Annotated in this window: 20 protein-coding genes; 18 read left to right on the top strand and 2 right to left on the bottom strand. The window is 58.5% G+C overall.

What is annotated here, in order from left to right; translation table 11 throughout:
* The first annotated feature begins 211 nt into the window (after positions 1-211).
* From MJP36_RS21425 to MJP36_RS21415, 3 genes are all read left to right on the top strand, one after another.
* Positions 212-1,063, top strand: a complete 852-nt coding sequence (locus MJP36_RS21425) for a glycine betaine ABC transporter substrate-binding protein (protein ID WP_060754523.1) — start codon at positions 212-214, stop codon at positions 1,061-1,063.
* Between the two features lie 196 nt (positions 1,064-1,259).
* Positions 1,260-1,571, top strand: coding sequence for a DUF485 domain-containing protein (locus MJP36_RS21420; protein WP_003190001.1), 312 nt, complete (start codon positions 1,260-1,262; stop codon positions 1,569-1,571).
* On the top strand, positions 1,568-3,226 hold the full coding sequence (locus tag MJP36_RS21415; RefSeq protein ID WP_060754522.1) for a cation acetate symporter: 1,659 nt from the start codon (positions 1,568-1,570) through the stop codon (positions 3,224-3,226). The genes MJP36_RS21420 and MJP36_RS21415 overlap by 4 nt, the downstream gene beginning before the upstream one ends.
* A 1,008-nt stretch (positions 3,227-4,234) precedes the next feature.
* Here MJP36_RS21415 and gltA read toward each other — a convergent pair.
* Positions 4,235-5,524 (bottom strand): citrate synthase, encoded by a 1,290-nt coding sequence (gene gltA / locus MJP36_RS21410; protein ID WP_060754521.1) that lies wholly within the window; start codon positions 5,522-5,524, stop codon positions 4,235-4,237.
* 362 nt (positions 5,525-5,886) lie between these two features.
* On the opposite strand from gltA, the gene sdhC reads away from it, so the two are divergent.
* From sdhC to MJP36_RS21355, 11 genes are all read left to right on the top strand, one after another.
* Positions 5,887-6,261, top strand: coding sequence for a succinate dehydrogenase, cytochrome b556 subunit (sdhC, locus tag MJP36_RS21405; RefSeq protein WP_016979564.1), 375 nt, complete (start codon positions 5,887-5,889; stop codon positions 6,259-6,261).
* Complete coding sequence (gene sdhD, locus MJP36_RS21400; protein ID WP_003172805.1) at positions 6,255-6,623, top strand: succinate dehydrogenase, hydrophobic membrane anchor protein; 369 nt, start codon at positions 6,255-6,257, stop codon at positions 6,621-6,623. Before sdhC ends, sdhD begins: the two co-directional genes overlap by 7 nt.
* Positions 6,624-6,626: 3 nt before the next feature.
* Complete coding sequence (sdhA, locus tag MJP36_RS21395) at positions 6,627-8,399, top strand: succinate dehydrogenase flavoprotein subunit (RefSeq protein ID WP_060754520.1); 1,773 nt, start codon at positions 6,627-6,629, stop codon at positions 8,397-8,399.
* Positions 8,400-8,410: 11 nt separating this feature from the next.
* Positions 8,411-9,115 (top strand): succinate dehydrogenase iron-sulfur subunit, encoded by a 705-nt coding sequence (locus MJP36_RS21390; protein WP_003172807.1) that lies wholly within the window; start codon positions 8,411-8,413, stop codon positions 9,113-9,115.
* 261 nt (positions 9,116-9,376) lie between these two features.
* Positions 9,377-12,208, top strand: coding sequence for a 2-oxoglutarate dehydrogenase E1 component (locus MJP36_RS21385; protein WP_161548864.1), 2,832 nt, complete (start codon positions 9,377-9,379; stop codon positions 12,206-12,208).
* Between the two features lie 44 nt (positions 12,209-12,252).
* Positions 12,253-13,479 carry a 2-oxoglutarate dehydrogenase complex dihydrolipoyllysine-residue succinyltransferase gene (gene odhB, locus MJP36_RS21380; RefSeq protein ID WP_244383963.1) on the top strand — a complete coding sequence of 409 codons (1,227 nt, stop codon included), beginning with the start codon at positions 12,253-12,255 and terminating at the stop codon, positions 13,477-13,479.
* Positions 13,480-13,577: 98 nt separating this feature from the next.
* A complete protein-coding gene (lpdA, locus tag MJP36_RS21375) occupies positions 13,578-15,014 on the top strand; it encodes a dihydrolipoyl dehydrogenase (protein WP_090365957.1) in 1,437 nt (478 codons plus the stop codon).
* 204 nt (positions 15,015-15,218) lie between these two features.
* Positions 15,219-16,385 (top strand): ADP-forming succinate--CoA ligase subunit beta, encoded by a 1,167-nt coding sequence (sucC, locus tag MJP36_RS21370; RefSeq protein ID WP_060754516.1) that lies wholly within the window; start codon positions 15,219-15,221, stop codon positions 16,383-16,385.
* Positions 16,385-17,266, top strand: a complete 882-nt coding sequence (gene sucD, locus MJP36_RS21365; RefSeq protein WP_003172813.1) for a succinate--CoA ligase subunit alpha — start codon at positions 16,385-16,387, stop codon at positions 17,264-17,266. Before sucC ends, sucD begins: the two co-directional genes overlap by 1 nt.
* 419 nt (positions 17,267-17,685) lie before the next feature.
* Positions 17,686-18,999: a branched-chain amino acid transport system II carrier protein gene (gene brnQ, locus MJP36_RS21360; RefSeq protein ID WP_060754515.1), complete on the top strand. Its 1,314-nt coding sequence runs from the start codon at positions 17,686-17,688 to the stop codon at positions 18,997-18,999.
* Between the two features lie 165 nt (positions 19,000-19,164).
* Entirely contained in the window at positions 19,165-19,893 is a 729-nt protein-coding gene (locus MJP36_RS21355; protein WP_060754514.1) for a DUF599 domain-containing protein, read from the top strand.
* Positions 19,894-20,003: 110 nt separating this feature from the next.
* On the opposite strand, the gene MJP36_RS21350 is transcribed toward MJP36_RS21355, so the two are convergent.
* A complete protein-coding gene (locus MJP36_RS21350) occupies positions 20,004-20,270 on the bottom strand; it encodes a hypothetical protein (protein WP_060754513.1) in 267 nt (88 codons plus the stop codon).
* A gap of 158 nt (positions 20,271-20,428) precedes the next feature.
* Here MJP36_RS21350 and MJP36_RS21345 point away from each other — a divergent pair, with 158 nt between their 5' ends.
* From MJP36_RS21345 to MJP36_RS21330, 4 genes are all read left to right on the top strand, one after another.
* Positions 20,429-20,905 (top strand): PaaI family thioesterase, encoded by a 477-nt coding sequence (locus tag MJP36_RS21345; protein ID WP_060754512.1) that lies wholly within the window; start codon positions 20,429-20,431, stop codon positions 20,903-20,905.
* A complete protein-coding gene (locus tag MJP36_RS21340) occupies positions 20,902-21,354 on the top strand; it encodes a PaaI family thioesterase (protein ID WP_090365954.1) in 453 nt (150 codons plus the stop codon). The genes MJP36_RS21345 and MJP36_RS21340 overlap by 4 nt, the downstream gene beginning before the upstream one ends.
* An 89-nt stretch (positions 21,355-21,443) precedes the next feature.
* On the top strand, positions 21,444-23,348 hold the full coding sequence (gene htpG, locus MJP36_RS21335) for a molecular chaperone HtpG (RefSeq protein WP_060754543.1): 1,905 nt from the start codon (positions 21,444-21,446) through the stop codon (positions 23,346-23,348).
* A gap of 67 nt (positions 23,349-23,415) precedes the next feature.
* Positions 23,416-24,144 carry a dienelactone hydrolase family protein gene (locus MJP36_RS21330; protein WP_244383962.1) on the top strand — a complete coding sequence of 243 codons (729 nt, stop codon included), beginning with the start codon at positions 23,416-23,418 and terminating at the stop codon, positions 24,142-24,144.
* Positions 24,145-24,169: the final 25 nt, after the last annotated feature.

Raw genomic sequence — 24,169 nt, 5'->3', positions numbered from 1 at the left:
CCTACTGGCTATGTGATGTCGTTTCTTGCTCGTACAAGGTCGCTGACAGAGCAGGTCCAACACCCCGGCAGGTTGATTATCGCAAGGTCAGCACTCCACTGATGCCGCAACATCCGGATCGATGCGCGTGAAGGGCGCGCGGCGCACCCTAAAACAACACAGGTTGATGTCGCCCGGCATCCGTCGGGCGCAGCACTTTCGGGGAAGTATTATGAAGATGCGACGACTCTTGGGCGCAGCTGCCACTCTGGTAGTTGCGATGAGCTCCACACTGGCCAGCGCCGACAGCAAAACCCTGAGCATCGGCTATGTGGACGGTTGGTCCGACAGCGTTGCCACTACCCATGTGGCGGCAGAGGTGATCAAGGAAAAACTCGGTTACGACGTGAAACTGCAAGCCGTCGCCACCGGGATCATGTGGCAGGGCGTCGCCACCGGCAAGCTCGACGCCATGCTCTCTGCGTGGTTGCCTGTGACCCACGGTGAGTACTGGGCCAAGAACAAAGACAAGGTGGTCGACTACGGCCCCAACTTCAAGGATGCGAAGATCGGCCTGATCGTGCCGGAGTACGTCAAGGCCAAATCCATCGAAGACCTCAAGACTGATACGACCTTCAAGAACAAGATCGTCGGCATCGATGCCGGTTCAGGCGTGATGCTCAAGACCGACGAAGCCATCAAGCAATACGGTCTGGACTATAAGCTGCAAGCCAGCTCGGGCGCGGCGATGATCGCCGAACTGACCCGTGCCGAAGACAAGCAGGAATCCATTGCCGTCACCGGTTGGGTGCCGCACTGGATGTTCGCCAAATGGAAACTGCGCTTCCTGGACGATCCAAAGGGCGTTTATGGCGCTGCTGAAACCGTCAACAGCATCGGCAGCAAGGGCCTGGAGAAGAAAGCGCCGGAAGTCGCGGCCTTCCTGAAGAAATTCCAGTGGGCCTCCAAGGACGAAATCGGCGAAGTCATGCTGGCGATCCAGGAGGGTGCCAAGCCTGATGCCGCGGCCAAGGATTGGGTGGCCAAGCACCCTGAGCGCGTCGCTGAGTGGACCGCTAAGTAATATTCTCTGATTTAACCTTGTGGGAGGGGGCTTGCCCTTTCCCACAGGGGTATCCCCCCCCTCTGCAAATCCTCCTGCATCCTCGAAAACCCTCGCTACACTCCCTCTAATACTAAGGTCGTCTGGAACCTGTTCCAGAGCCGCATACAGTGGATACGTTCCAATAATAAAAAGCTGTGCTGCGAGGATAAAAACAATGAACGACAGCATTTACCTCTCGATTCAAAACAGCCCGCGTTTCAAGGAGCTGGTGAGAAAAAGGGAAAGATTCGCCTGGATTCTCTCGGCGATCATGCTTGGGCTTTACTCCGCTTTCATCCTGTTGATTGCCTATGGACCGCAAGTGCTGGGCGCCAAGATCAGTCCTGGCTCCTCGATTACGTGGGGCATTCCCTTGGGCGTCGGATTGATTGTGTCCGCTTTCATCCTGACCGGCATTTATGTGCGCCGGGCCAATGGCGAATTTGACGACCTGAACAATGCGATTCTCAAGGAGGCTGCGCAATGATCCGGCGTCTATTGGCAGTATTCGGCGCTTCGCTTTTGGCTCCAGCTGTTTGGGCTGCGGATGCATTGACCGGCGAAGTGCACAAACAACCGCTGAACATCTCGGCGATCGTGATGTTTATCGCCTTTGTCGGCGCGACCCTGTGCATCACTTACTGGGCGTCCAAGCGCAACAAGTCGGCGGCCGACTACTATGCGGCCGGCGGCAAGATCACCGGGTTCCAGAATGGCCTGGCGATTGCCGGTGACTACATGTCGGCAGCGTCCTTCCTGGGCATTTCCGCACTGGTCTACGCCTCGGGTTATGACGGGTTGATCTACTCGATCGGCTTCCTCGTGGGCTGGCCGATCATCCTGTTCCTGATCGCCGAGCGCTTGCGTAACCTGGGCAAGTACACCTTTGCCGACGTGGCGTCTTATCGCCTGGGCCAAACCCAGATCCGCAGCCTGTCGGCCTGCGGCTCGCTGGTGGTGGTCGCGTTCTACCTGATCGCGCAGATGGTGGGCGCGGGCAAGTTGATCCAGTTGCTGTTCGGCCTGGATTACCACGTTGCGGTGATCCTGGTGGGTATCCTGATGTGCCTGTATGTGCTGTTCGGCGGCATGCTGGCAACCACTTGGGTGCAGATCATCAAGGCGGTGCTGTTACTGTCCGGTGCCTCGTTCATGGCGCTGATGGTGATGAAGCACGTCAACTTCGACTTCAATACATTGTTCTCCGAGGCGATCAAGGTCCACCCTAAAGGTGAAGCGATCATGAGCCCCGGCGGCCTGGTCAAAGACCCGATCTCCGCCTTCTCCCTTGGCCTGGCCCTGATGTTCGGGACCGCCGGCCTGCCGCATATCCTGATGCGCTTCTTCACCGTCAGCGACGCGAAGGAAGCGCGTAAGAGCGTGCTGTATGCCACGGGCTTCATCGGCTACTTCTATATCCTGACCTTTATCATCGGCTTCGGCGCGATCCTGCTGGTCAGCACCAACCCGGCGTTCAAGGATGCGGCAGGCGCCTTGTTGGGTGGCAATAACATGGCGGCGGTGCACCTGGCCAATGCGGTGGGTGGCAGTATCTTCCTGGGCTTCATCTCGGCCGTGGCTTTCGCCACCATCCTGGCGGTGGTTGCCGGCCTGACCCTGGCCGGTGCGTCTGCGGTGTCACACGACCTGTATGCCAGCGTGATCAGGAAGGGCAAGGCCAACGAGAAAGATGAGATTCGCGTGTCGAAGATCACCACCGTGGCCTTGGGTGTCTTGGCGATCGGCCTGGGTATTCTGTTCGAAAGCCAGAACATCGCGTTCATGGTCGGCCTGGCGTTCTCGATTGCTGCCAGCTGTAACTTCCCGGTACTGCTGCTTTCCATGTACTGGAAAAAGCTCACGACCCGTGGCGCGATGATCGGCGGCTGGCTGGGGCTGGTCAGTGCTGTCGGCCTGATGATTCTCGGCCCGACCATCTGGGTCTCGATCCTGCACCATGAAAAAGCCATCTTCCCGTATGAATACCCGGCGCTGTTCTCGATGATCATTGCGTTCATCGGCATCTGGTTCTTCTCCATCACCGACAAGTCGGCGGCGGCAGAGAAGGAACGTGCGCTGTTCTTCCCGCAGTTTGTGCGTTCGCAGACTGGCCTGGGGGCGAGCGGGGCGGTCAATCACTAAGGTTGGCGCTGGATAAGAATGCCCCGGTCGAAAGGCCGGGGCATTTTTTTGCCTGGCGTTTGATCGTTCCCGCGCTCCGCGTGGGAATGTCTCTTGTGATGCTCTGCGTCACGCCTTGGGACGCAGAGCGCCCCGGTATGCATTCCCACGCGGAGCGTGGGAATGATCGGCTTGGTTGCGATTTTCCAGCTTCGGAATGTCACGCGACTGGTTTTGATCGTTCCCACGCTCTGCGTGGGAATGCCTCTAGTGACGCTCCGCGTCACGCCTTGGGACGCAGAGCTCCCCGGTATGCATTCCCACGCGGAGCGTGGGAACGATCGGCTTGGTTGCGATTTTCCAGCTTCGGAATGTCACGCGACTGGTTTTGATCGTTCCCACGCTCTGCGTGGGAATGCCTCTTGTGACGCTCCGCGTCACGCCGTGGGACGCAGAGCGCCCCGGTATGCATTCCCACGCGGAGCGTGGGAACGATCGGCTTAGTTGCGATTTTCCAGCTTCGGAATGTCACGCGACTGGTTTTGATCGTTCCCACGCTCTGCGTGGGAATGCCTCTAGTGACGCTCCGCGTCACGCCTTGGGACGCAGAGCGCCCCGGTATGCATTCCCACGCGGAGCGTGGGAACGATCGGCTTGGTTGCGATCTTCCAGCTTCGGAATGTCACGCGACTGGTTTTGATCGTTCCCACGCTCTGCGTGGGAATGCCTCTTGTGACGCTCCGCGTTACGCCGTGGGACGCAGAGCGCCCCGGTATGCATTCCCACGCGGAGCGTGGGAACGATCGGCTTAGTTGCGATTTTCCAGCTTCGGAATGTCACGCGACTGGTTTGATCGTTCCCACGCTCTGCGTGGGAATGCCTCTAGTGATGCTCTGCGTCACGCCGTGGGACGCAGAGCGCCCCGGTATGCATTCCCACGCGGAGCGTGGGAACGAACAGGCCGGCCGACACAAACAAAAACGGCCTCCACAAAGGGAGGCCGTTTTCATTGCAACAAGCAGTCGGTGCTTATTTGCGATCTTCCAGCTTGGTAATGTCACGCGACTCGTAACCGGTGTACAGCTGGCGCGGGCGGCCAATCTTGTACGGGCTGGAGAGCATTTCTTTCCAGTGGGAGATCCAGCCCACGGTCCGCGCCAGAGCGAAGATCACGGTGAACATGCTGGTTGGAATGCCGATCGCCTTGAGGATGATCCCCGAGTAGAAGTCGACGTTCGGGTACAGCGAGCGTTCGATGAAGTAAGGGTCGGTCAGGGCGATCTCTTCCAGGCGCATGGCCAGTTCGAGTTGCGGGTCGTTCTTGATGCCCAGTTCCTTCAACACTTCGTCGCAGGTCTGCTTCATCACGGTGGCACGTGGGTCGCGATTCTTGTAGACGCGGTGACCGAAGCCCATCAACTTGAACGGATCGTTCTTGTCCTTGGCCTTGGCGATGAACTTGTCGATGTTGGAGACATCGCCGATTTCATCGAGCATGGTCAATACGGCTTCGTTCGCACCGCCGTGGGCAGGGCCCCACAATGCGGCGATACCGGCGGCGATACAGGCGAACGGGTTGGCACCCGAAGAGCCGGCCAGGCGTACGGTAGAAGTGGAGGCGTTTTGCTCGTGGTCGGCGTGGAGGATGAAGATCCGGTCCATCGCCTTGGCCAGTACCGGGCTGATCGGTTTGATCTCGCACGGGGTGTTGAACATCATGTGCAGGAAGTTTTCCGCGTACGACAGGTCGTTGCGCGGGTACATCATGGGTTGGCCCATGGAGTACTTGTAAACCATCGCGGCCAGGGTCGGCATCTTGGCAACCAGGCGGATCGCGGAGATTTCGCGATGCTGCGGGTTATTGATGTCCAGGGAGTCGTGATAGAAGGCCGACAGGGCGCCGACCACGCCACACATGACCGCCATCGGGTGGGCATCGCGACGGAAACCGTTGAAGAAGGTCTTCAACTGCTCGTGAACCATGGTGTGGTTCTTGACGTTACTGACAAACTTGGCTTTCTGCTCGGCGGTTGGCAATTCGCCATTTAGCAGCAAATAGCAGGTTTCCAGGTAGTCCGACTTCTCAGCCAGTTGCTCGATCGGGTAGCCCCGATGCAGCAGGATGCCATTATCCCCATCGATATAGGTGATCTTCGACTCGCAAGAGGCGGTCGACATGAAGCCTGGGTCGAATGTGAAACGGCCCGTGGCCGTCAGGCCCCGTACGTCGATTACATCGGGACCAACGGTGCCGGTTAAAATGGGCAGCTCGACGGGGGCTGCGCCCTCGATGATCAACTGCGCTTTTTTGTCAGCCATGTGGCCTCCTATTTATGCTTCAAATCATCAGACAGACCCCCCACGCAGGGCCCGCACCACTATAGTGAGATAAATTCAGATGTCAATTTGCCTAAAGTCTTGCTCCAGAAGGCTTTAACCATACTTTTTCGTCGAAATTGCCTGCCATTTACGCCTTTTATCTGGTTAAAGCAATGCGCTATTCGGGTGAGGAGTGCGCGTTGTCATTAGTAACCTAACTGTCTATACTCGGCCTCCGACCGCCAGGGGCTTTTGGGCCTGATTTGATGGGGGTCGCATCCCTGGGTGGTGGTTACCTGACCAGTGCACTCCCCAACAACTTTGCCCTGATTGTTAGGGGCTCTTCAGTGTGAAAAAAAGCCGTGAATAGCCAACGACCTGTAAACCTAGACCTAAGGACCATCAAACTCCCCATCACCGGCGTTACGTCGTTCCTGCACCGTGTTTCCGGCATCATCCTGTTCCTGGGCTTGGGCATCATGCTTTATGCATTGAGCAAATCCCTGGGTTCCGAGGAAGGATACGCCGAGGTGAAGGCATGCTTGACCAGCCCGCTGGCCAAGTTCGTAGCATGGGGCCTCCTGTCCGCTCTGCTTTATCACCTGGTAGCCGGTGTGCGCCACTTGATCATGGATGCGGGTATCGGTGAGACGCTGGAAGGCGGCCGCCTGGGCTCGAAAATCATCATCGCCATTTCCGTGGTGCTGATCGTTCTGGCAGGAGTTTGGATATGGTAACCAGCGTTACGAACCTTTCGCGTTCGGGCCTCTATGACTGGATGGCACAGCGTGTGTCTGCGGTCGTTCTCGCGGCTTATTTCATTTTCCTGATCGGATACCTCGTCGCAAATCCGGGCATCGGCTATGAGCAATGGCACGGCCTGTTTTCCCATAATGCGATGCGAATCTTCAGTCTGCTGGCCCTTGTAGCCCTGGGCGCTCACGCCTGGGTCGGCATGTGGACCATCGCGACCGACTACCTGACGCCGATGGCGCTGGGCAAGTCCGCGACCGCAGTACGTTTCCTCTTCCAGGCAGTATGCGGCGTCGCGATGTTCGCTTACTTCGTCTGGGGTGTGCAGATTCTTTGGGGTATCTGATTCATGGCTAACATTCCAACTATTTCCTTCGACGCCATCATTATTGGTGGCGGCGGTGCGGGCATGCGCGCAGCGCTGCAACTGGCCCAGGGCGGTCACAAGACTGCCGTGATCACCAAGGTGTTCCCGACCCGTTCCCACACCGTATCGGCCCAGGGTGGCATCACTTGCGCCATCGCCTCCGCCGACCCGAACGATGACTGGCGCTGGCACATGTACGATACCGTCAAGGGTTCCGACTACATCGGTGACCAGGACGCTATCGAATACATGTGTCAGGAAGGCCCGGCCGCGGTGTTCGAGCTGGATCACATGGGTCTGCCGTTTTCCCGTACCGAGCAAGGCCGTATCTACCAGCGTCCATTCGGCGGTCAGTCGAAGGATTACGGCAAAGGCGGGCAGGCTGCCCGTACCTGCGCCGCTTCCGACCGTACCGGTCACGCGTTGCTGCACACCCTTTATCAGGGCAACCTGAAAGCCGGTACCACGTTCCTGAACGAGTACTACGCGGTGGATCTGGTGAAGAACGCCGACGGTGCATTCGTCGGCGTGATCGCCATCTGCATCGAAACCGGTGAAACCACCTACATCCGCGCCAACGCTACCGTTCTGGCGACAGGGGGCGCAGGCCGTATCTACGCTTCGACCACCAACGCCCTGATCAACACCGGTGACGGCGTCGGCATGGCTCTGCGTGCTGGCGTGCCGGTACAAGATATCGAAATGTGGCAGTTCCACCCGACCGGTATTGCCGGCGCCGGTGTACTGGTGACCGAAGGTTGCCGTGGTGAAGGTGGTTACCTGATCAACAAGCATGGCGAGCGTTTCATGGAGCGTTACGCTCCGAACGCCAAAGACCTTGCCGGTCGTGACGTCGTGGCCCGTTCGATGGTCAAGGAAATCATCGCCGGTAACGGCTGTGGCCCGAATGGCGACCACGTACTGCTGAAACTCGATCACCTGGGTGAAGAAGTACTGCACAGCCGCCTGCCAGGTATCTGCGAACTGTCCAAGACTTTCGCCCACGTTGACCCGGTAGTTGCTCCGGTTCCGGTTGTTCCGACTTGCCACTATATGATGGGCGGCGTGCCGACCAACATTCACGGCCAGGCGATCACCCAGAATGCCGACGGCCAAGACGAGATCATCCACGGTCTGTTCGCCGTAGGCGAAGTGGCTTGCGTATCGGTACATGGCGCCAACCGTCTGGGCGGCAACTCGCTGCTCGACCTGGTGGTATTCGGCCGCGCTGCCGGCCTGCACCTGGAAAAGGCGCTGACCGACGGTATCCATTACGACGACGCGACCGAGGCTGACATCAACCGGGCCATGGCGCGCCTGAACGCTCTGAACGAGCGTACCGATGGCGAAGACGTGGCTACCCTGCGTCGCGAGCTGCAAAGCTGCATGCAGAACTACTTCGGTGTATTCCGTACCGGCGAATACATGCAGAAGGGTATTGCTCAGCTGGCAGACCTGCGCAAGCGCATCGCCAACGTCAAGATCAACGATAAGAGCAAGGCGTTCAACACTGCCCGTATCGAAGCCCTTGAGCTGCAAAACCTGCTGGAAGTGGCTGAAGCGACTGCGATCGCCGCCGAGGTTCGTAAAGAATCCCGTGGTGCCCACGCCCGTGAAGACTTTGAAGATCGCGACGACGAAAACTGGTTGTGCCACACCCTGTACTTCCCGGGTGACAAGCGCGTAACCAAGCGTGCCGTGAACTTCTCGCCGAAGACGGTTCCGACGTTTGAACCGAAGATTCGGACTTACTAAGGGTGGCTGCCATGTTGAAAGTCAGTGTTTATCGCTACAACCCTGATCAGGACGCTGCGCCGTTCATGCAGGAGTTCCAGGTCGATACCGGTGGTAAAGACCTGATGGTGCTGGATGTATTGGCACTGATCAAAGAGCAGGACGAAGGTTTCTCCTATCGTCGCTCTTGCCGCGAGGGCGTTTGTGGCTCCGATGGCATGAACATCAACGGCAAGAATGGCCTGGCGTGCATCACGCCACTGTCCGCCGTGGTGAAAGGCAACAAGCTGATCGTTCGTCCTCTGCCAGGTTTGCCGGTTATCCGTGACCTGGTCGTTGATATGAGCATCTTCTACAAGCAATACGAGAAAGTTAAGCCGTTCCTGCAGAACGACACGCCGGCTCCGGCCATCGAGCGTCTGCAGTCCCCGGAAGAACGTGAAAAGCTCGACGGTCTGTACGAGTGCATCCTGTGCGCTTGCTGCTCGACTTCGTGCCCGTCCTTCTGGTGGAACCCGGACAAATTCCTGGGTCCAGCCGCTCTGCTGCAAGCTTATCGCTTCCTGGCAGACAGCCGTGATACCAAGACCTCCGAGCGTCTGGCTTCACTGGATGACCCGTTCAGCGTATTCCGCTGCCGCGGGATCATGAACTGCGTCAACGTATGTCCCAAAGGCCTGAACCCGACTAAGGCCATTGGTCACATCCGTAACATGCTGCTGCAAAGCGGCGTGTAAGCGACGTTGTAGCAAAGCAGGACCGTTGTGCCCGTAGATGCTGCGGCGCAGGCTTCAACCGGCGCCGTAGTTTTAACCTGAGCAGCGACTTACAAGGTCGCGGCTCTTATTTTGAAGAAATGAGACAAGCAGGGGCATCCGGGTTGGTACCCGGACTATCAGCGTGATCCTAAGTGGCTTGTTTTGGTCGCTGCACTCGGCCTTTTGCAAGCAGACTCGGTGTCTTCGCCGGTGGTGTCCCCTAACCGAGGGTGACCAAGCATGCAAGAAAGCGTGATGCAGCGCATGTGGAACAGCGGCTATCTTTCAGGTGGTAACGCTGCCTATGTGGAAGAGCTTTATGAGCTCTACCTGCACGACCCTAACGCTGTGCCAGAAGAATGGCGCACCAAATTTCAGACGTTGTCTTCAGACGGCAACGCTGCCACCGATGTATCGCATGCAACAATTCGCGATCAGTTTGTGCTGCTGGCAAAGAACCAGCGCCGCGCCCAACCGGTTTCCGCCGGCAGCGTGAGCAGTGAGCACGAGAAGAAGCAAGTTGAAGTACTGCGACTGATCCAGGCCTACCGGATGCGTGGCCACCAGGCGGCCCAGCTTGACCCGCTGGGGCTCTGGCAGCGTCCTGCACCTGCTGACCTGTCGATCAATCATTACGGCTTGACCAATGCCGATCTTGATACGACCTTCCGTGCCGGCGACCTGTTCATCGGCAAAGAGGAAGCGAGCCTACGCGAAATTCACGAAGCGTTGCAGCAGACATATTGCCGCACCATCGGCGCTGAGTTTACGCACATCACCGATTCCGAGCAGCGTCACTGGTTCCAGCATCGCCTGGAAGGCGTGCGTGGCCGTCCGGTGTTGTCCGCCGATGTGCGCAGCCACTTGCTCGAGCGCGTAACCGCTGCCGAAGGCCTGGAAAAATACCTGGGCACCAAATACCCAGGCACCAAGCGTTTCGGCCTGGAAGGCGGCGAAAGCCTGATTCCGATGCTCGACGAGCTGATCCAGCGTTCCGGTTCCTACGGCACCAAGGAAATCGTGATCGGCATGGCTCACCGTGGTCGCCTGAACGTGTTGGTCAACACCTTCGGCAAGAACCCGCGTGAACTGTTCGACGAGTTCGAAGGCAAGAAGAAGGTCGAGCTGGGTTCCGGTGACGTTAAATACCACCAGGGCTTCTCGTCCAACGTAATGACCACCGGCGGTGAAGTTCACCTGGCCATGGCCTTCAACCCATCCCACCTGGAAATCGTTTCTCCAGTGGTCGAGGGTTCGGTGCGTGCTCGCCAGGACCGTCGTAACGACGCCACCGGTGAGAAGGTTCTGCCGATTTCCATCCACGGTGACGCGGCATTCGCCGGTCAAGGCGTGGTCCTGGAAACCTTCCAGATGTCGCAGACTCGCGGCTTCAAGACCGGCGGTACCGTTCACATCGTCATCAACAACCAGGTGGGCTTCACCATCAGCAACCCGTTGGACGCGCGTTCCACCGAGTACGCCACCGACGTTGCCAAGATGATCCAGGCGCCGATCCTCCATGTGAATGGTGATGATCCGGAAGCCGTGCTGTTCGTGACCCAGCTCGCTGTCGACTACCGCATGCAATTCAAGCGTGACGTGGTGATCGACCTGGTTTGCTACCGCCGTCGCGGTCACAACGAAGCGGACGAACCAAGCGGCACCCAGCCGTTGATGTACCAGCAGATCACCAAGCAGCGCACCACCCGTGAGCTGTACGCCGACAACCTGATCAAGGCCGGTGTGGTAGACGATGCGCGTGTTCAGGCGAAAGTCGATGAATACCGCAACGCGCTGGACAATGGTCTGCACGTAGTGAAAAGCCTGGTTAAAGAGCCGAACAAAGAGCTGTTCGTGGACTGGCGCCCATACCTGGGCCATGCCTGGACTGCCCGTCACGACACGACGTTCGACCTCAAGACCCTGCAGGAACTGTCCGCCAAGCTGCTGGAAATTCCAGAAGGTTTCGTGGTGCAGCGCCAGGTTGCGAAGATCTACGAAGACCGTCAGAAGATGCAAGCCGGCGGCCTGCCGATCAACTGGGGTTACGCCGAAACCATGGCGTACGCGACCCTGGCGTTCGAAGGTCACCCGATCCGCATGACCGGCCAGGACATCGGCCGTGGTACGTTCTCGCACCGTCACGCGGTATTGCATAACCAGAAAGACGCCAGCACCTACATTCCGCTCAAGCACCTGTACGAAGGCCAGCCACGTTTCGACCTGTACGATTCGTTCCTGTCCGAAGAAGCCGTACTGGCGTTCGAATACGGTTACTCCACCACCACGCCAAACGCGCTGGTGATCTGGGAAGCCCAGTTCGGCGACTTCGCCAACGGTGCCCAAGTGGTGATCGACCAGTTCATCACCAGCGGTGAGCACAAGTGGGGCCGCCTGTGCGGTCTGACCATGCTGCTGCCGCACGGTTATGAAGGTCAGGGTCCGGAGCACTCCTCGGCCCGTCTGGAGCGCTACCTGCAACTGTGCGCCGAGCACAACATCCAGGTGTGCGTGCCGACCACCCCGGCCCAGATCTACCACTTGCTGCGTCGCCAGGTGATCCGCCCGCTGCGCAAGCCGCTGGTAGTGCTGACCCCGAAATCGCTGTTGCGTCACAAATTGGCCATCTCGACCCTGGAAGATCTGGCCGATGGTTCGTTCCAGACCGTGATTCCAGAAATCGATACGCTGGACGCAGCCAAGGTCACTCGCCTGATCCTGTGCAGCGGCAAGGTTTACTACGATCTGCTGGAAAAACGCCGTGCCGAAGGCCGCGAAGACATCGCCATCGTGCGTATCGAGCAGCTTTACCCGTTCCCGGAAGACGACCTGATGGAGGCCATCGCGCCTTACACCAACCTCACTAACGTGGTGTGGTGCCAGGAAGAACCGATGAACCAGGGCGCGTGGTACAGCAGCCAGCATCACCTGCGTCGCAGCATCGGTAACCACAACAAGGCCCTGGGCCTGGAGTACGCCGGCCGTGATGCATCTGCTGCACCTGCGTGTGGTTATGCGTCGATGCACGCCGAGCAGCAGGAAAAACTGCTGCAAGATGCTTTCACTGTTTAACGCCTTCGCGCTGACTGAAACCGAATTTTAAGGACCCACAGATAATGGCTATCGAAATCAAAGCCCCGTCATTCCCGGAATCGGTTGCCGATGGCACCGTTGCCACCTGGCACAAGAAACCTGGCGACGCTGTAAAGCGTGACGACCTGATCGTCGACATCGAGACTGACAAAGTCGTACTGGAAGTATTGGCCGAGGCTGACGGCGTGCTGGGCGCGATCGTTGCTGAAGAGGGCGCTACCGTCCTGTCGAACCAGGTACTGGGCTCGATCGAAGAGGGCGGCGCTGCTGCCGCTCCTGCTCCTGCCGCCGCTGCCGCACCGGCTGCGGCGGCTCCAGCTGCCGCCCCGGCTGCTGGCGCTGAAGACCCGATCGCTGCACCGGCTGCGCGCCAGTTGGCTGAAGAGAACGGCATCAACCTGGCTTCCGTCAAAGGCACCGGCAAAGACGGTCGCATCACCAAGGAAGACGTGGTTGCTGCTGTTGAAGCCAAGAAGAACGCTCCGGCCGCCGCACCTGCCAAGGCTGCCGCACCGGCTGCCGCTGCTCCAGTGTTCGCTGCCGGCGACCGCACCGAGAAGCGCGTACCGATGACCCGCGTGCGCGCCACTGTGGCCAAGCGCCTGGTAGAAGCGCAGTCGAACATGGCGATGCTGACCACTTTCAACGAAGTCGACATGACCGAAGTCATGGCACTGCGTTCGAAGTACAAGGATCTGTTCGAGAAGAGCCACAACGGCGTGCGCCTGGGCTTCATGTCGTTCTTCGTGAAAGCGGCCACCGAAGCACTCAAGCGCTTCCCGGCAGTCAACGCGTCGATCGACGGCAGCGACATCGTTTACCACGGCTACGCGGACATCGGCGTTGCCGTTTCCAGCGATCGTGGCCTGGTCGTACCGGTTCTGCGTAACGCCGAGCTGATGAGCCTGGCTGAAATCGAAGGCGGCATTGCCACCTTCGGCAAGAAAGCCCGTGACGGCAAGCTGTCCATCGACGAGATGACCGGTGGTACCTTCACCATCACCAACGGTGGTACCTTCGGTTCGATGATGTCGACTCCGATCGTCAACCCGCCACAAGCTGCGATCCTGGGCATGCACAACATCATCCAGCGTCCGATGGCCATCAACGGCCAAGTCGTGATCCGCCCGATGATGTACCTGGCGCTGTCGTACGATCACCGCCTGATCGATGGTAAAGAAGCCGTGACTTTCCTGGTGACCATCAAGAACCTGCTGGAAGACCCGGCTCGTCTGCTGCTGGATATCTGATAGAAGCAGCTGCAGGCTTCGGGCAGGTTGCCGGATAAGGCGGCCTGGCCTGGAGCTTGCGGCTTGAAAGCTTGCTGCTAAATAGAGGAACTATTTTCATGTCGCAGAAATTTGACGTTGTTGTGATTGGTGCAGGTCCTGGCGGCTATGTTGCCGCCATCAAGGCCGCACAACTGGGCCTCTCGACTGCTTGCATCGAAAAATACACCGACAAGGAAGGCAAACTGGCACTGGGCGGTACTTGCCTGAACGTTGGTTGCATTCCTTCCAAGGCGCTGCTGGACAGCTCCTGGAAATTCCACGAAGCCCAGGATGGTTTCGCGATCCACGGTATCAACCATGCTGGCGTCACCATGGACGTACCCGCAATGGTCGGCCGTAAAGCCAACATCGTTAAAGGCCTGACTTCCGGCGTTGCCACCTTGTTCAAGGCCAACGGTGTGACTTCGATCCAGGGCCACGGCAAGCTGCTGGCCGGCAAGAAAGTCGAAATCACCAAGCCGGACGGTTCGGTGGAAGTCATCGAAGCCGAAAACGTGATCCTGGCACCAGGTTCGCGTCCAATCGACATTCCACCCGCTCCAGTTGACCAGAAGGTGATCGTTGATTCGACCGGCGCCCTGGAATTCCAGGCTGTGCCAAAACGCCTGGGCGTGATCGGCGCTGGCGTGATCGGCCTGGAACTGGGCTCGGTATGGTCCCGTCTGGGCGCTGAAGTGACTGTGCTGGAAGCCCTGGACACGTTCCTGCTGGCTGCCGACACGGCTGTGTCCAAGGAAGCGCTGAAAACCCTGACCAAGCAAGGTCTGGACATCAAGCTGGGCGCTCGCGTGACCGGTTCGAAAGTCAACGGTGAAGAAGTTGTCGTGAACTACACCGACAAGGATGGTGAAAAGACCATCACTTTCGACAAGCTGATCGTAGCCGTGGGTCGCCGTCCAGTGACCACCGACCTGCTGGCGGCTGACAGCGGCGTGAACATCGACGAGCGTGGCTTCATCCACGTTGACGATCACTGCGCTACCACCGTGCCTGGCGTCTACGCCATTGGCGACGTGGTTCGCGGCATGATGCTCGCGCACAAAGCCTCCGAAGAAGGCATCATGGTTGTCGAGCGCATCAAGGGCCACAAAACCCAGATGAACTACGACCTGATCCCATCGGTTATCTACACCCACCCGGAAATTGCATGGGTCGGCAAGAACGAACAGCAGTTGAAAGCTGAAGGCGTTGAAGTTAACGTCGGCACCTTCCCGTTTGCCGCTTCTGGCCGTGCCATGGCAGCCAACGACACCGGTGGTTTTGTCAAAGTCATCGCTGATGCCAAGACTGACCGCGTATTGGGCGTCCACGTGATTGGCCCAAGCGCTGCAGAACTGGTTCAGCAAGGCGCGATCGGTATGGAATTCGGCACCAGTGCCGAGGACCTGGGTATGATGGTCTTCTCCCATCCGACCCTGTCCGAAGCGCTGCATGAAGCCGCGTTGGCAGTGAATGGCGGCGCCATCCACATCGCCAACAAGAAGAAGCGCTAAGCGAGATAATAAGAAACCACGGCGGAGTTGCCCGTCGTGAGCCTTGTGCGCAAGACTCACCGCGGAATATCCGCCGGACGCAGCCTTGCGCAGCTTTACGGGCCTTGAGCCCTGCAAGTTGTGCAAGCAGCAGTCACAGGTGGCGCGGCACTCATAATGAGCGCAGCGCCGAATGCGCAGTACCTAACGAAGACGGTAAAAAGCATGAATCTTCACGAGTATCAGGGTAAGCAGCTGTTCGCTGAATACGGCCTGCCAGTTTCCAAGGGCTACGCAGTAGACACCCCGGAAGCAGCAGCAGAAGCTTGCGACAAAATTGGCGGCACTGAATGGGTCGTCAAAGCCCAGGTTCACGCCGGTGGTCGCGGTAAAGCGGGCGGCGTCAAGCTGGTTCGCAGCAAAGAAGACGCCAAGGCCTTCGCACAGCAGTGGCTGGGCAAGCGTCTGGTGACTTACCAGACTGATGCCAATGGCCAACCAGTCACCAAGATCCTGGTTGAATCGTGCACTGATATCGCTAAAGAGCTGTACCTGGGCGCTGTCGTTGACCGTTCGAGCCGCCGCATCGTGTTCATGGCCTCCACCGAAGGTGGCGTGGACATCGAGAAGATCGCTCACGAAACCCCAGAAAAAATTCTGAAAGCCACTATCGACCCACTGGTTGGCGCTCAGCCATTCCAGGGTCGCGAGCTGGCTTTCCAGCTGGGCCTGGAAGGCAAGCAAGTTGCCCAGTTCGCCAAGATCTTCGTAGGTCTGGCCAAACTGTTCCAGGATCACGATCTGGCCCTGCTGGAAGTGAACCCGCTGGTGATCAAGGCTGACGGCGATCTGCACTGCCTGGATGCCAAGATCAACATCGACGCCAACGCCATGTACCGTCAGCCTAAGCTGAAGACTTTCCACGATCCGTCGCAAGACGATCCGCGCGAAGCGCACGCTGCCAAGTTCGAACTGAACTACGTAGCCCTGGAAGGTAACATCGGTTGCATGGTCAACGGTGCCGGCCTGGCCATGGGTACCATGGACATCGTCAACCTGCATGGCGGCAAACCAGCCAACTTCCTCGACGTAGGTGGTGGTGCTACCAAAGAACGCGTAACCGAAGCCTTCAAGATCATCCTGTCCGACGCTAATGTCGCTGCAGTACTGGTCAACATCTTCGGCGGCATCGTTCGTTGCGACATGATTGCCGAAGGCATCATCGGTGCAGTGAAAGAAGTCGGCGTTAAAATCCCGGTTGTTGTTCGCCTTGAAGGTAACAACGCTGAACTGGGCGCTAAAGTACTGGCAGAAAGCGGTTTGAACATCATCGCGGCTACCAGCCTGACCGACGCTGCTCAACAAGTTGTCAAAGCTGCGGAGGGCAAATAATGAGCGTCCTGATCAATAAAGACACCAAAGTTATCTGCCAGGGTATTACCGGTTCGCAAGGTAGTTTCCACACCCAGCAAGCCATCGAATACGGCACCAAGATGGTTGGCGGCGTAACTCCGGGCAAAGGCGGCACCGAGCACCTGGGCCTGCCAGTGTTCAACACCGTGAAAGACGCTGTAGCTGCCACTGGCGCCACCGCCAGCGTGATCTACGTTCCAGCTCCTTTCTGCAAGGACTCCATCCTGGAAGCGGCATTCGGCGGCATCAAGCTGATCGTGTGCATCACCGAAGGCATTCCTACCCTGGACATGCTGGACGCTAAAGTTAAGTGCGACGAGCTGGGCGTAGTCCTGATCGGCCCTAACTGCCCAGGCGTGATCACTCCAGGCGAATGCAAGATCGGCATCATGCCGGGTCACATTCACTTGCCAGGTAAAGTCGGTATCGTTTCCCGTTCCGGCACCCTGACCTACGAAGCTGTGAAGCAGACTACTGACGCCGGTTTCGGTCAGTCGACTTGCGTCGGCATCGGTGGTGACCCGATCCCGGGCTCCAACTTCATCGACATCCTGAAGCTGTTCCAGGAAGACCCGAAGACCGAAGCGATCGTGATGATCGGTGAGATCGGCGGTTCGGCTGAAGAAGAAGCGGCTGCCTACATCAAGGCACACGTGACCAAGCCGGTTGTTTCCTACATCGCTGGTGTGACTGCCCCTGCTGGCAAGCGCATGGGCCATGCTGGCGCAATCATCTCCGGCGGCAAAGGCACTGCAGACGAGAAATTCGCTGCACTGCAAGACGCAGGCGTGAAAACCGTGCGTTCGCTGGCGGACATCGGCAAGGCCCTGGCCGAGCTGACCGGTTGGGCTGTCAAGTAAGCTTCGCGCTTAGCTGACGCTTTACCAGGCAAAGGCCACCTTCGGGTGGCCTTTGTGCTTTCTGGTATGGGTGATGATCAAAAGTGTGGGAGCGGGCTTGCTCGCGAAAGCGGTGGATCAGTCTATGCATTCGGTGACTGGCATACCGTATTCGCGAGCAAGCCCGCTCCCACATTTTTTGTGCATGTTTCCAATTAAGTATGAAAACGCGACATTTGAATGTCGCTTATCGGACAGTACGCCCCGCAACAGTGCGTTTGTCAGGTTAATTCTGTACGCTAGCCGCCTCTTTATGCGCCCGCATCCCAAAAGGACGCTGCGCGCTAGACCGGTCGGCTCCCATAAGGGCCGGCAGCATTTCCCTCATCCATAGGGAAGCCCTCTCTAAATTCCGATTCAGCAGTGTGGTATTTCCTCAAATGAAAGTGTTGAAAAGCCAGGACATCCTGGCGCTGGGCTTTATGACCTTTGCCCTGTTCGTGGGCGCCGGCAACATCATCTTCCCGCCTATCGTTGGTCTGCAGTCCGGGCCGAGTGTCTGGATGGCGGCGCTGGGCTTCCTGGTTACCGCTGTGGGTCTGCCGGTGGTTACCGTCATCGCCCTGGCCAAGGTTGGCGGTGGTATGGACGCGTTGAGCAGCCCGATCGGCAAGATCGCCGGTGGCTTGCTTGCGGCGGCGGCGTATCTGGCGGTAGGGCCGCTGTTCGCTACCCCGCGTACGGCGACCGTTTCGTTCGAGGTGGGCCTGGCGCCGCTGACCGGCGAAAGCCCGCTGGCGTTGTTTCTCTACAGCTCGGTGTATTTCCTGGTGGTGTTCTTCGTTTCCCTGTACCCAGGTCGACTGCTGGACACCGTGGGGCGTTTCCTGGCCCCGCTGAAGATCATCGCGCTGGCCATCCTTGGCATCGCCGCGTTTGCCTTGCCGGCAGGGGATGTGGGCGTCGCTACCCCGGAATACGTCGCCGCTCCGTTCTCCCAAGGCTTTATCAATGGTTACCTGACCATGGACACCCTGGGTGCGCTGGTATTCGGGATTGTCATCGTCAATGCCATCCGCTCCCGTGGCGTGGAGTCGCCGCAGTTGATCACCCGTTACGCGATCATTGCCGGGCTGATTGCCGGCGTGGGCCTGGCGCTGGTGTACATCAGCCTGTTCCGCCTGGGTTCGGGCAGCCATGCCATCGCCGCCGGTGCGAGCAACGGTGCGGCGGTCCTGCACGCTTACGTGCAATACACTTTCGGCTCCCTGGGCAGTGGCTTCCTTGCCGTGCTGATTTCCCTGGCGTGCCTGGTCACGGCCGTGGGCCTGACCTGTGCCTGCGCCGAGTACTTCAGCAAAGTCCTGCCGTTGTCCTACAAGACGCTGGTCGTGATCCTGGCGCTGTTCTCGCTGTTCGTATCGAACCTGGGCCTGACCAAGCTGATTGCATTCTCGATCCCCGTACTCACCGCGATCTACCCGCCGTGTATCGTGCTGGTGGCATTGAGCTTCTGCAAAGGCTTCTGGCAGGAGCAGGGGCGTATTGTCGGGCCGGTGATGCTGGTGTCCTTCATCTTTGGCTGCATCGATGCGCTTAAAGGCGCAGGCCTGGCGGATTGGCTGCCTGCCCAGCTGGCACACCTGCCGCTGAGCGAGCAAGGCCTGGCCTGGCTGGTGCCGTCGGTGATGATCCTCGCCGTGGCTGTGGTGATTGACCGTATGCTCGGCAAGCGCAGCGAAGCCATCGCCTGATCGACGGGTTTCGTGCTGCACTGAAATGCCCCGTATCAATCGATACGGGGCATTTTTTATACTTGTGAGGCAGCACCTTCTAAAGTTGAAACTCGGTCAGTCTTGGGCGGCTTGCGTCCAACCAGTGTCCGGGCTCATCACTTTTTCTTGTGTAATAGGACCCGCATGTCGTTCGTCGAAAACAATCAGATTCACTTGCTGGCTGCCCTCTGGTTCATCCTGTGCTGGGGCGGCTACACCCGATACGCCACTTGGAAAGCCCGCGACACTGCGTGCCTGGCCAGCGTGCTGCATCTGTATCGTGAAGACTGGATGCGCCGCATGCTGCTGCGGGACAACCGTATTGCCGATGCCAGCGTGATCGGCAACCTGGAGCGCAACGCTTCGTTCTTTGCCTCCAGTACCCTGATCATTCTCGCCGGGATTCTCACCGTGCTGGGCGCCTCGGAGCGTGCGGTGTCGCTGCTGGCGGACATTCCCATGGTGCAGCAGGCCTCCCAGGGCATGTCGGAAATCAAGCTGTTGTGCCTGGCGCTGGTGTTTGTCTACGCGTTCTTCACCTTCAGCTGGTGCATGCGTCAATACAACTTTGCGGCGGTATTGGTCGGGTCGGCGCCGATGATCGGTGAGCGCGACGTGTCGGAGCAGGAGCGCAAGGCATTTGCTTTGCGGGCGGCAAGGGTTATTTCCATGGCCGCCAACCAGTTCAACTTCGGCCTGCGCTCTTATTACTTCGGCATGACCATGCTCGCCTGGTTTGTCAGCCCCTGGTTGTTCATGTTGATGAGCAGCGGGGTCGTGCTGGTGTTGTACCGCCGGGAATTTCACTCAGACGTATTGCAGGTGATGGTTTATACCCCGACGCCTGAAGTGCCTAAAGAGGCGGTGTCTTAGTCGGTCGCCGCGACGCCCACTTCGTGTCGGCAGAAAAAACAGCAGACAAAGTAAAGCCCGCTATAAGCGGGCTTTCTTTTTTTGCAGCGCTGCTAATTCAAACCCGGCGATTACTGCTTGGCAGGTTCTGCAGGGGCGGCAGGTGCAGCAGGTGCGGCTTCTTTTGCAGCGGCGGCGTTCGATTCAGCCTGAGCTTTGGCGGCTTCGGCGTTTTCTTTCGCGGCGTCGTTCACTTTATCCTGTGCTTTAGCCATGTCTTTCTGAGCTTGCTCAGAATGGGCTGCAGCATCTTGGGCTTTGTCTTCGGATTTCTTGTCGCAGGCAGCGAGGCCGAGGGCAGCAGCCAACATCATGGAAATAGCTAAAGTCTTGCGCATGGGGTGTTTCTCCTTATTGAAGATATCTACTGGCCTTTCGAGCCTAAGGGGCCACCATTAGTTCCTTTTATCCTACAGATATATAAAGCTTTTCCTCCAAGGAACTTTCACCGCAGAGCTTCATCCGCCGTTTCCACACTAATAAGAGTCTGAAGCCAATGACCGAAAACCCTTTGTTAGCACGCGCTACCCGCTTTATTTCAGCGCTGCGCCATTGCCAAGTGCTCGGTGTAAGCGTGCATGCCGCCAGTGAGGAGGGCATGACCCTGATATTGCCCTACGGCTCACATATCGTCGGCGATCCGCGCACGGGCGTGATACACGGCGGCGCGCTCACATCCCTGATGGACACCGCCTGCGGCATGGCCACGCTGTGCGTATTGCCCGAATTCGAGGTGTGCCCGACGCTGGATCTGCGCGTTGACTACATGCATCCCGCCGAACCGCATAAACCGGTGTATGGCTTTGCCCAATGCTACCGGGTGACGACCGACGTGATTTTTACCCGTGGCTTCGCGTATCAGGATGACCCGCAGCAGCCGATCGCCCATGTGGTCGGCACCTTCATGCGCATGGGCAAACGCCTCAAGGGCACGCAAGGGCTGGGCAGCGCGATCAAGGGAGAGCAGGCATGACACACCGATTCAAGACGCGTATCGAACAGGCCCATGCGCGAGGTGATTACACGGCGTTGCTCGACCTGATCCCCTATGCCAAGTTGATCGGCATCGAATGCACGCGGTTGGGCGACGAGTTGCTGTTTCGCCTGCCGGCCAGCCAGGACAACATTGGTAACCCGATATTGCCGGCGCTGCACGGCGGGGTGATTGCCGGCTTCATGGAGCTGTCGGCGGCCTTGCATCTGTTGGTGTTCACGGGCGCGCCCGGTGTGCCGAAGATCATCGACTTTTCCCTGGATTACCTGCGCGCCGGCCAGTTTCGCGACACTTACGCCAAATGCCAGGTATGGCGCCAGGGCCGGCGGGTGGCGAATGTGGCGGTCACGGCCTGGCAAAGCACAGCGGCGGAGCCGATTGCCACCGCTCGGGCACATTTCAAGATCGAGGAGGTGGAGCGCTCTTGAAATCCTGGTCTTAGCCCCCAACTTTGATGACAACCCGCCGCCAACCCTCAAGGGCGCGGCCACTGCCATCCAATTGGAGTTTGATGACCATGAGTGTGGAAACTCAAAAGGAAACCCTGGGCTTCCAGACCGAGGTGAAGCAACTGCTGCACCTCATGATCCATTCGCTGTATTCCAACAAGGAAATCTTCCTTCGCGAATTGATCTCGAACGCCTCTGACGCTGTCGACAAATTACGTTTCGAAGCCCTGTCCAAGCCTGAATTGATGGAAGGTGGCGCCGAACTGAAAATCCGTGTGAGCTTCGACAAGGACGCCAAGACCGTCACCCTCGAAGACAACGGTATCGGCATGAGCCGTGACGATGCGATCACCCACCTGGGCACCATCGCCAAATCCGGTACTGCCGACTTCATGAAGAACCTGTCGGGCGACCAGAAGAAGGATTCGCACCTGATCGGTCAGTTCGGCGTGGGCTTCTACTCGGCTTTCATCGTCGCCGACAAGGTTGAAGTGTTCAGCCGTCGCGCTGGTCTCGATGCGAGCGAAGGCGTGCACTGGGCCTCCAAAGGCGAAGGCGAGTTTGAAATCGCCACTATCGATAAAGCGGATCGCGGCACCCGCATTGTCTTGCACCTCAAGTCGGGTGAAGACGAGTTCGCTGACGGCTACCGCCTGCGCAACATCATCAAGAAGTACTCCGACCACATCGCTCTGCCGATCGAGTTGCCGAAAGAACAAGCGGCTGTCGAAGGTGAAGAGAAGCCTGCCCAGGAATGGGAAGTGGTCAACCGTGCCAGCGCCCTGTGGACCCGTCCTCGCACCGAAGTGAAGGACGAGGAATACCAGGAGTTCTACAAGCACATCGCCCACGATTACGAGAACCCGCTGAGCTGGAGCCACAACAAGGTCGAAGGCAAGCTGGAATACAGCTCGTTGCTCTACGTGCCGGCCCGTGCTCCGTTCGACCTGTACCAGCGTGAAGCGCCTAAAGGCCTCAAGCTCTACGTGCAGCGCGTGTTCGTCATGGATCAGGCGGAGTCCTTCCTGCCGCTGTACCTGCGCTTCATCAAAGGCGTGGTCGATTCCAACGACCTGTCGTTGAACGTGTCGCGGGAAATCCTGCAGAAAGACCCGATCATCGACTCCATGAAGTCGGCGCTGACCAAGCGTGTCCTCGACATGCTGGAAAAACTGGCGAAGAACGAGCCTGAGCAATACAAGGGTTTCTGGAAAAACTTCGGCCAGGTCATGAAAGAAGGCCCGGCTGAAGATTTCGCCAACAAGGAAAAAATCGCCGGCCTGCTGCGCTTTGCCTCCACCCAGGGTGAAGACGGCGAGCAGGTGGTGTCCCTGGCCGAGTACCTGGCACGCGCCAAGGAAGGCCAGGACAAGATCTACTACCTGACCGGCGAAACCTACGCCCAGGTCAAGAACAGCCCGCACCTGGAAGTCTTCCGCAAGAAAGGCATCGAAGTGCTGCTGCTGACCGACCGTATCGATGAGTGGCTGATGAGCTACCTCAGCGAGTTCGACGGCAAGACCTTCGTCGACGTCGCCCGTGGTGACCTGGACCTGGGTAACCTGGACTCCGAAGAAGAGAAGAAAGAGGCCGAGGAAGTCGCCAAGGCCAAGGAAGGGCTGGTTGAGCGGATCAAGGCTGCCCTGGGCGATACCGTCAGCGAAGTACGGGTTTCCCATCGTCTGACCGACTCTCCGGCGATTCTGGCCATCGGCGAGCAGGACCTGGGCCTGCAGATGCGTCAGATCCTCGAGGCCAGCGGCCAGAAGGTTCCGGATTCCAAGCCGATCTTCGAATTCAACCCGGCTCACCCGCTGATCGAGAAACTCGACGGCGAGCAGAGCGAAGAGCGCTTTGGCGACTTGTCGCACATCCTCTTCGATCAGGCGGCCCTGGCGGCTGGCGACAGCTTGAAAGACCCGGCGGCCTATGTCCGTCGACTGAACAAGCTGCTGGTTGAACTGTCGGTTTAACACCGTTGTAGAAAAACCCGCTTCGGCGGGTTTTTTCGTTCTACTGCACCTCAAACTGGAGTAAATGATGAGCCAAGTCACTGTGCGTTCCGTGGTCTATCAGATTGATGGCCAGTCTTATGAAAGCCGCCTGGCATTCGATGCCAGCCATAAGGGGCCGCTGCCGGGCCTGCTGATGGCGCCGAACTGGATGGGGGTGAGTGCGGGTGCCGAAGAAATCGCCAAGCGTGTCGCCGGCCAGGGCTACGTGGTGCTGGTTGCCGACCTGTATGGGCAAGGCGTGCGCCCCTCGAACGGCGATGAGGCCGGCGCGGCGATGATGCCTTTGAAAAATGATCGCCCGCTGCTGAACAAGCGCATGCAGGCGGCCCTTGAGCAACTGAAAGGGCAGACCGAAGCCGCGGTGGACACGTCGAAACTGGCGACTTTCGGTTTCTGCTTCGGTGGTTGCTGCTCCCTGGAGCTGGCCCGCACGGGTGCGCCTTTGAAGGCGGCCGTGTCGTTCCATGGCACCCTCGATACGCCGAACCCAGCGGATGCGAAGAACATCAAGGGCTCGGTATTGGTGTTGCACGGTGCATCTGACCCGTTGGTGCCGAAAGAGCAGCTACCCGCGTTCGAAGATGAAATGAACGCGGCCGGCGTGGATTGGCAGCTGTTGAGCTACGGCGGCGCGGTGCATTCTTTCACCGACCCTCACGCCAACGTACCGGGCAAGATGATGTACGACGCGAAGACCGCTGCCCGGGCTTTCCAGTCGATGCATAACTTGCTGGACGAAGTGTTCCAGCGGTAAAGCTGCAGGGCTGTTCCGAACTCAT

The sequence above is a fragment of the Pseudomonas palleroniana genome (genome assembly GCF_022836895.1).
Lineage (GTDB): Bacteria > Pseudomonadota > Gammaproteobacteria > Pseudomonadales > Pseudomonadaceae > Aquipseudomonas > Aquipseudomonas palleroniana.
Note: the sequence above shows the minus strand (reverse complement) of the source record. Positions and strands in the feature narration are given on the sequence as shown.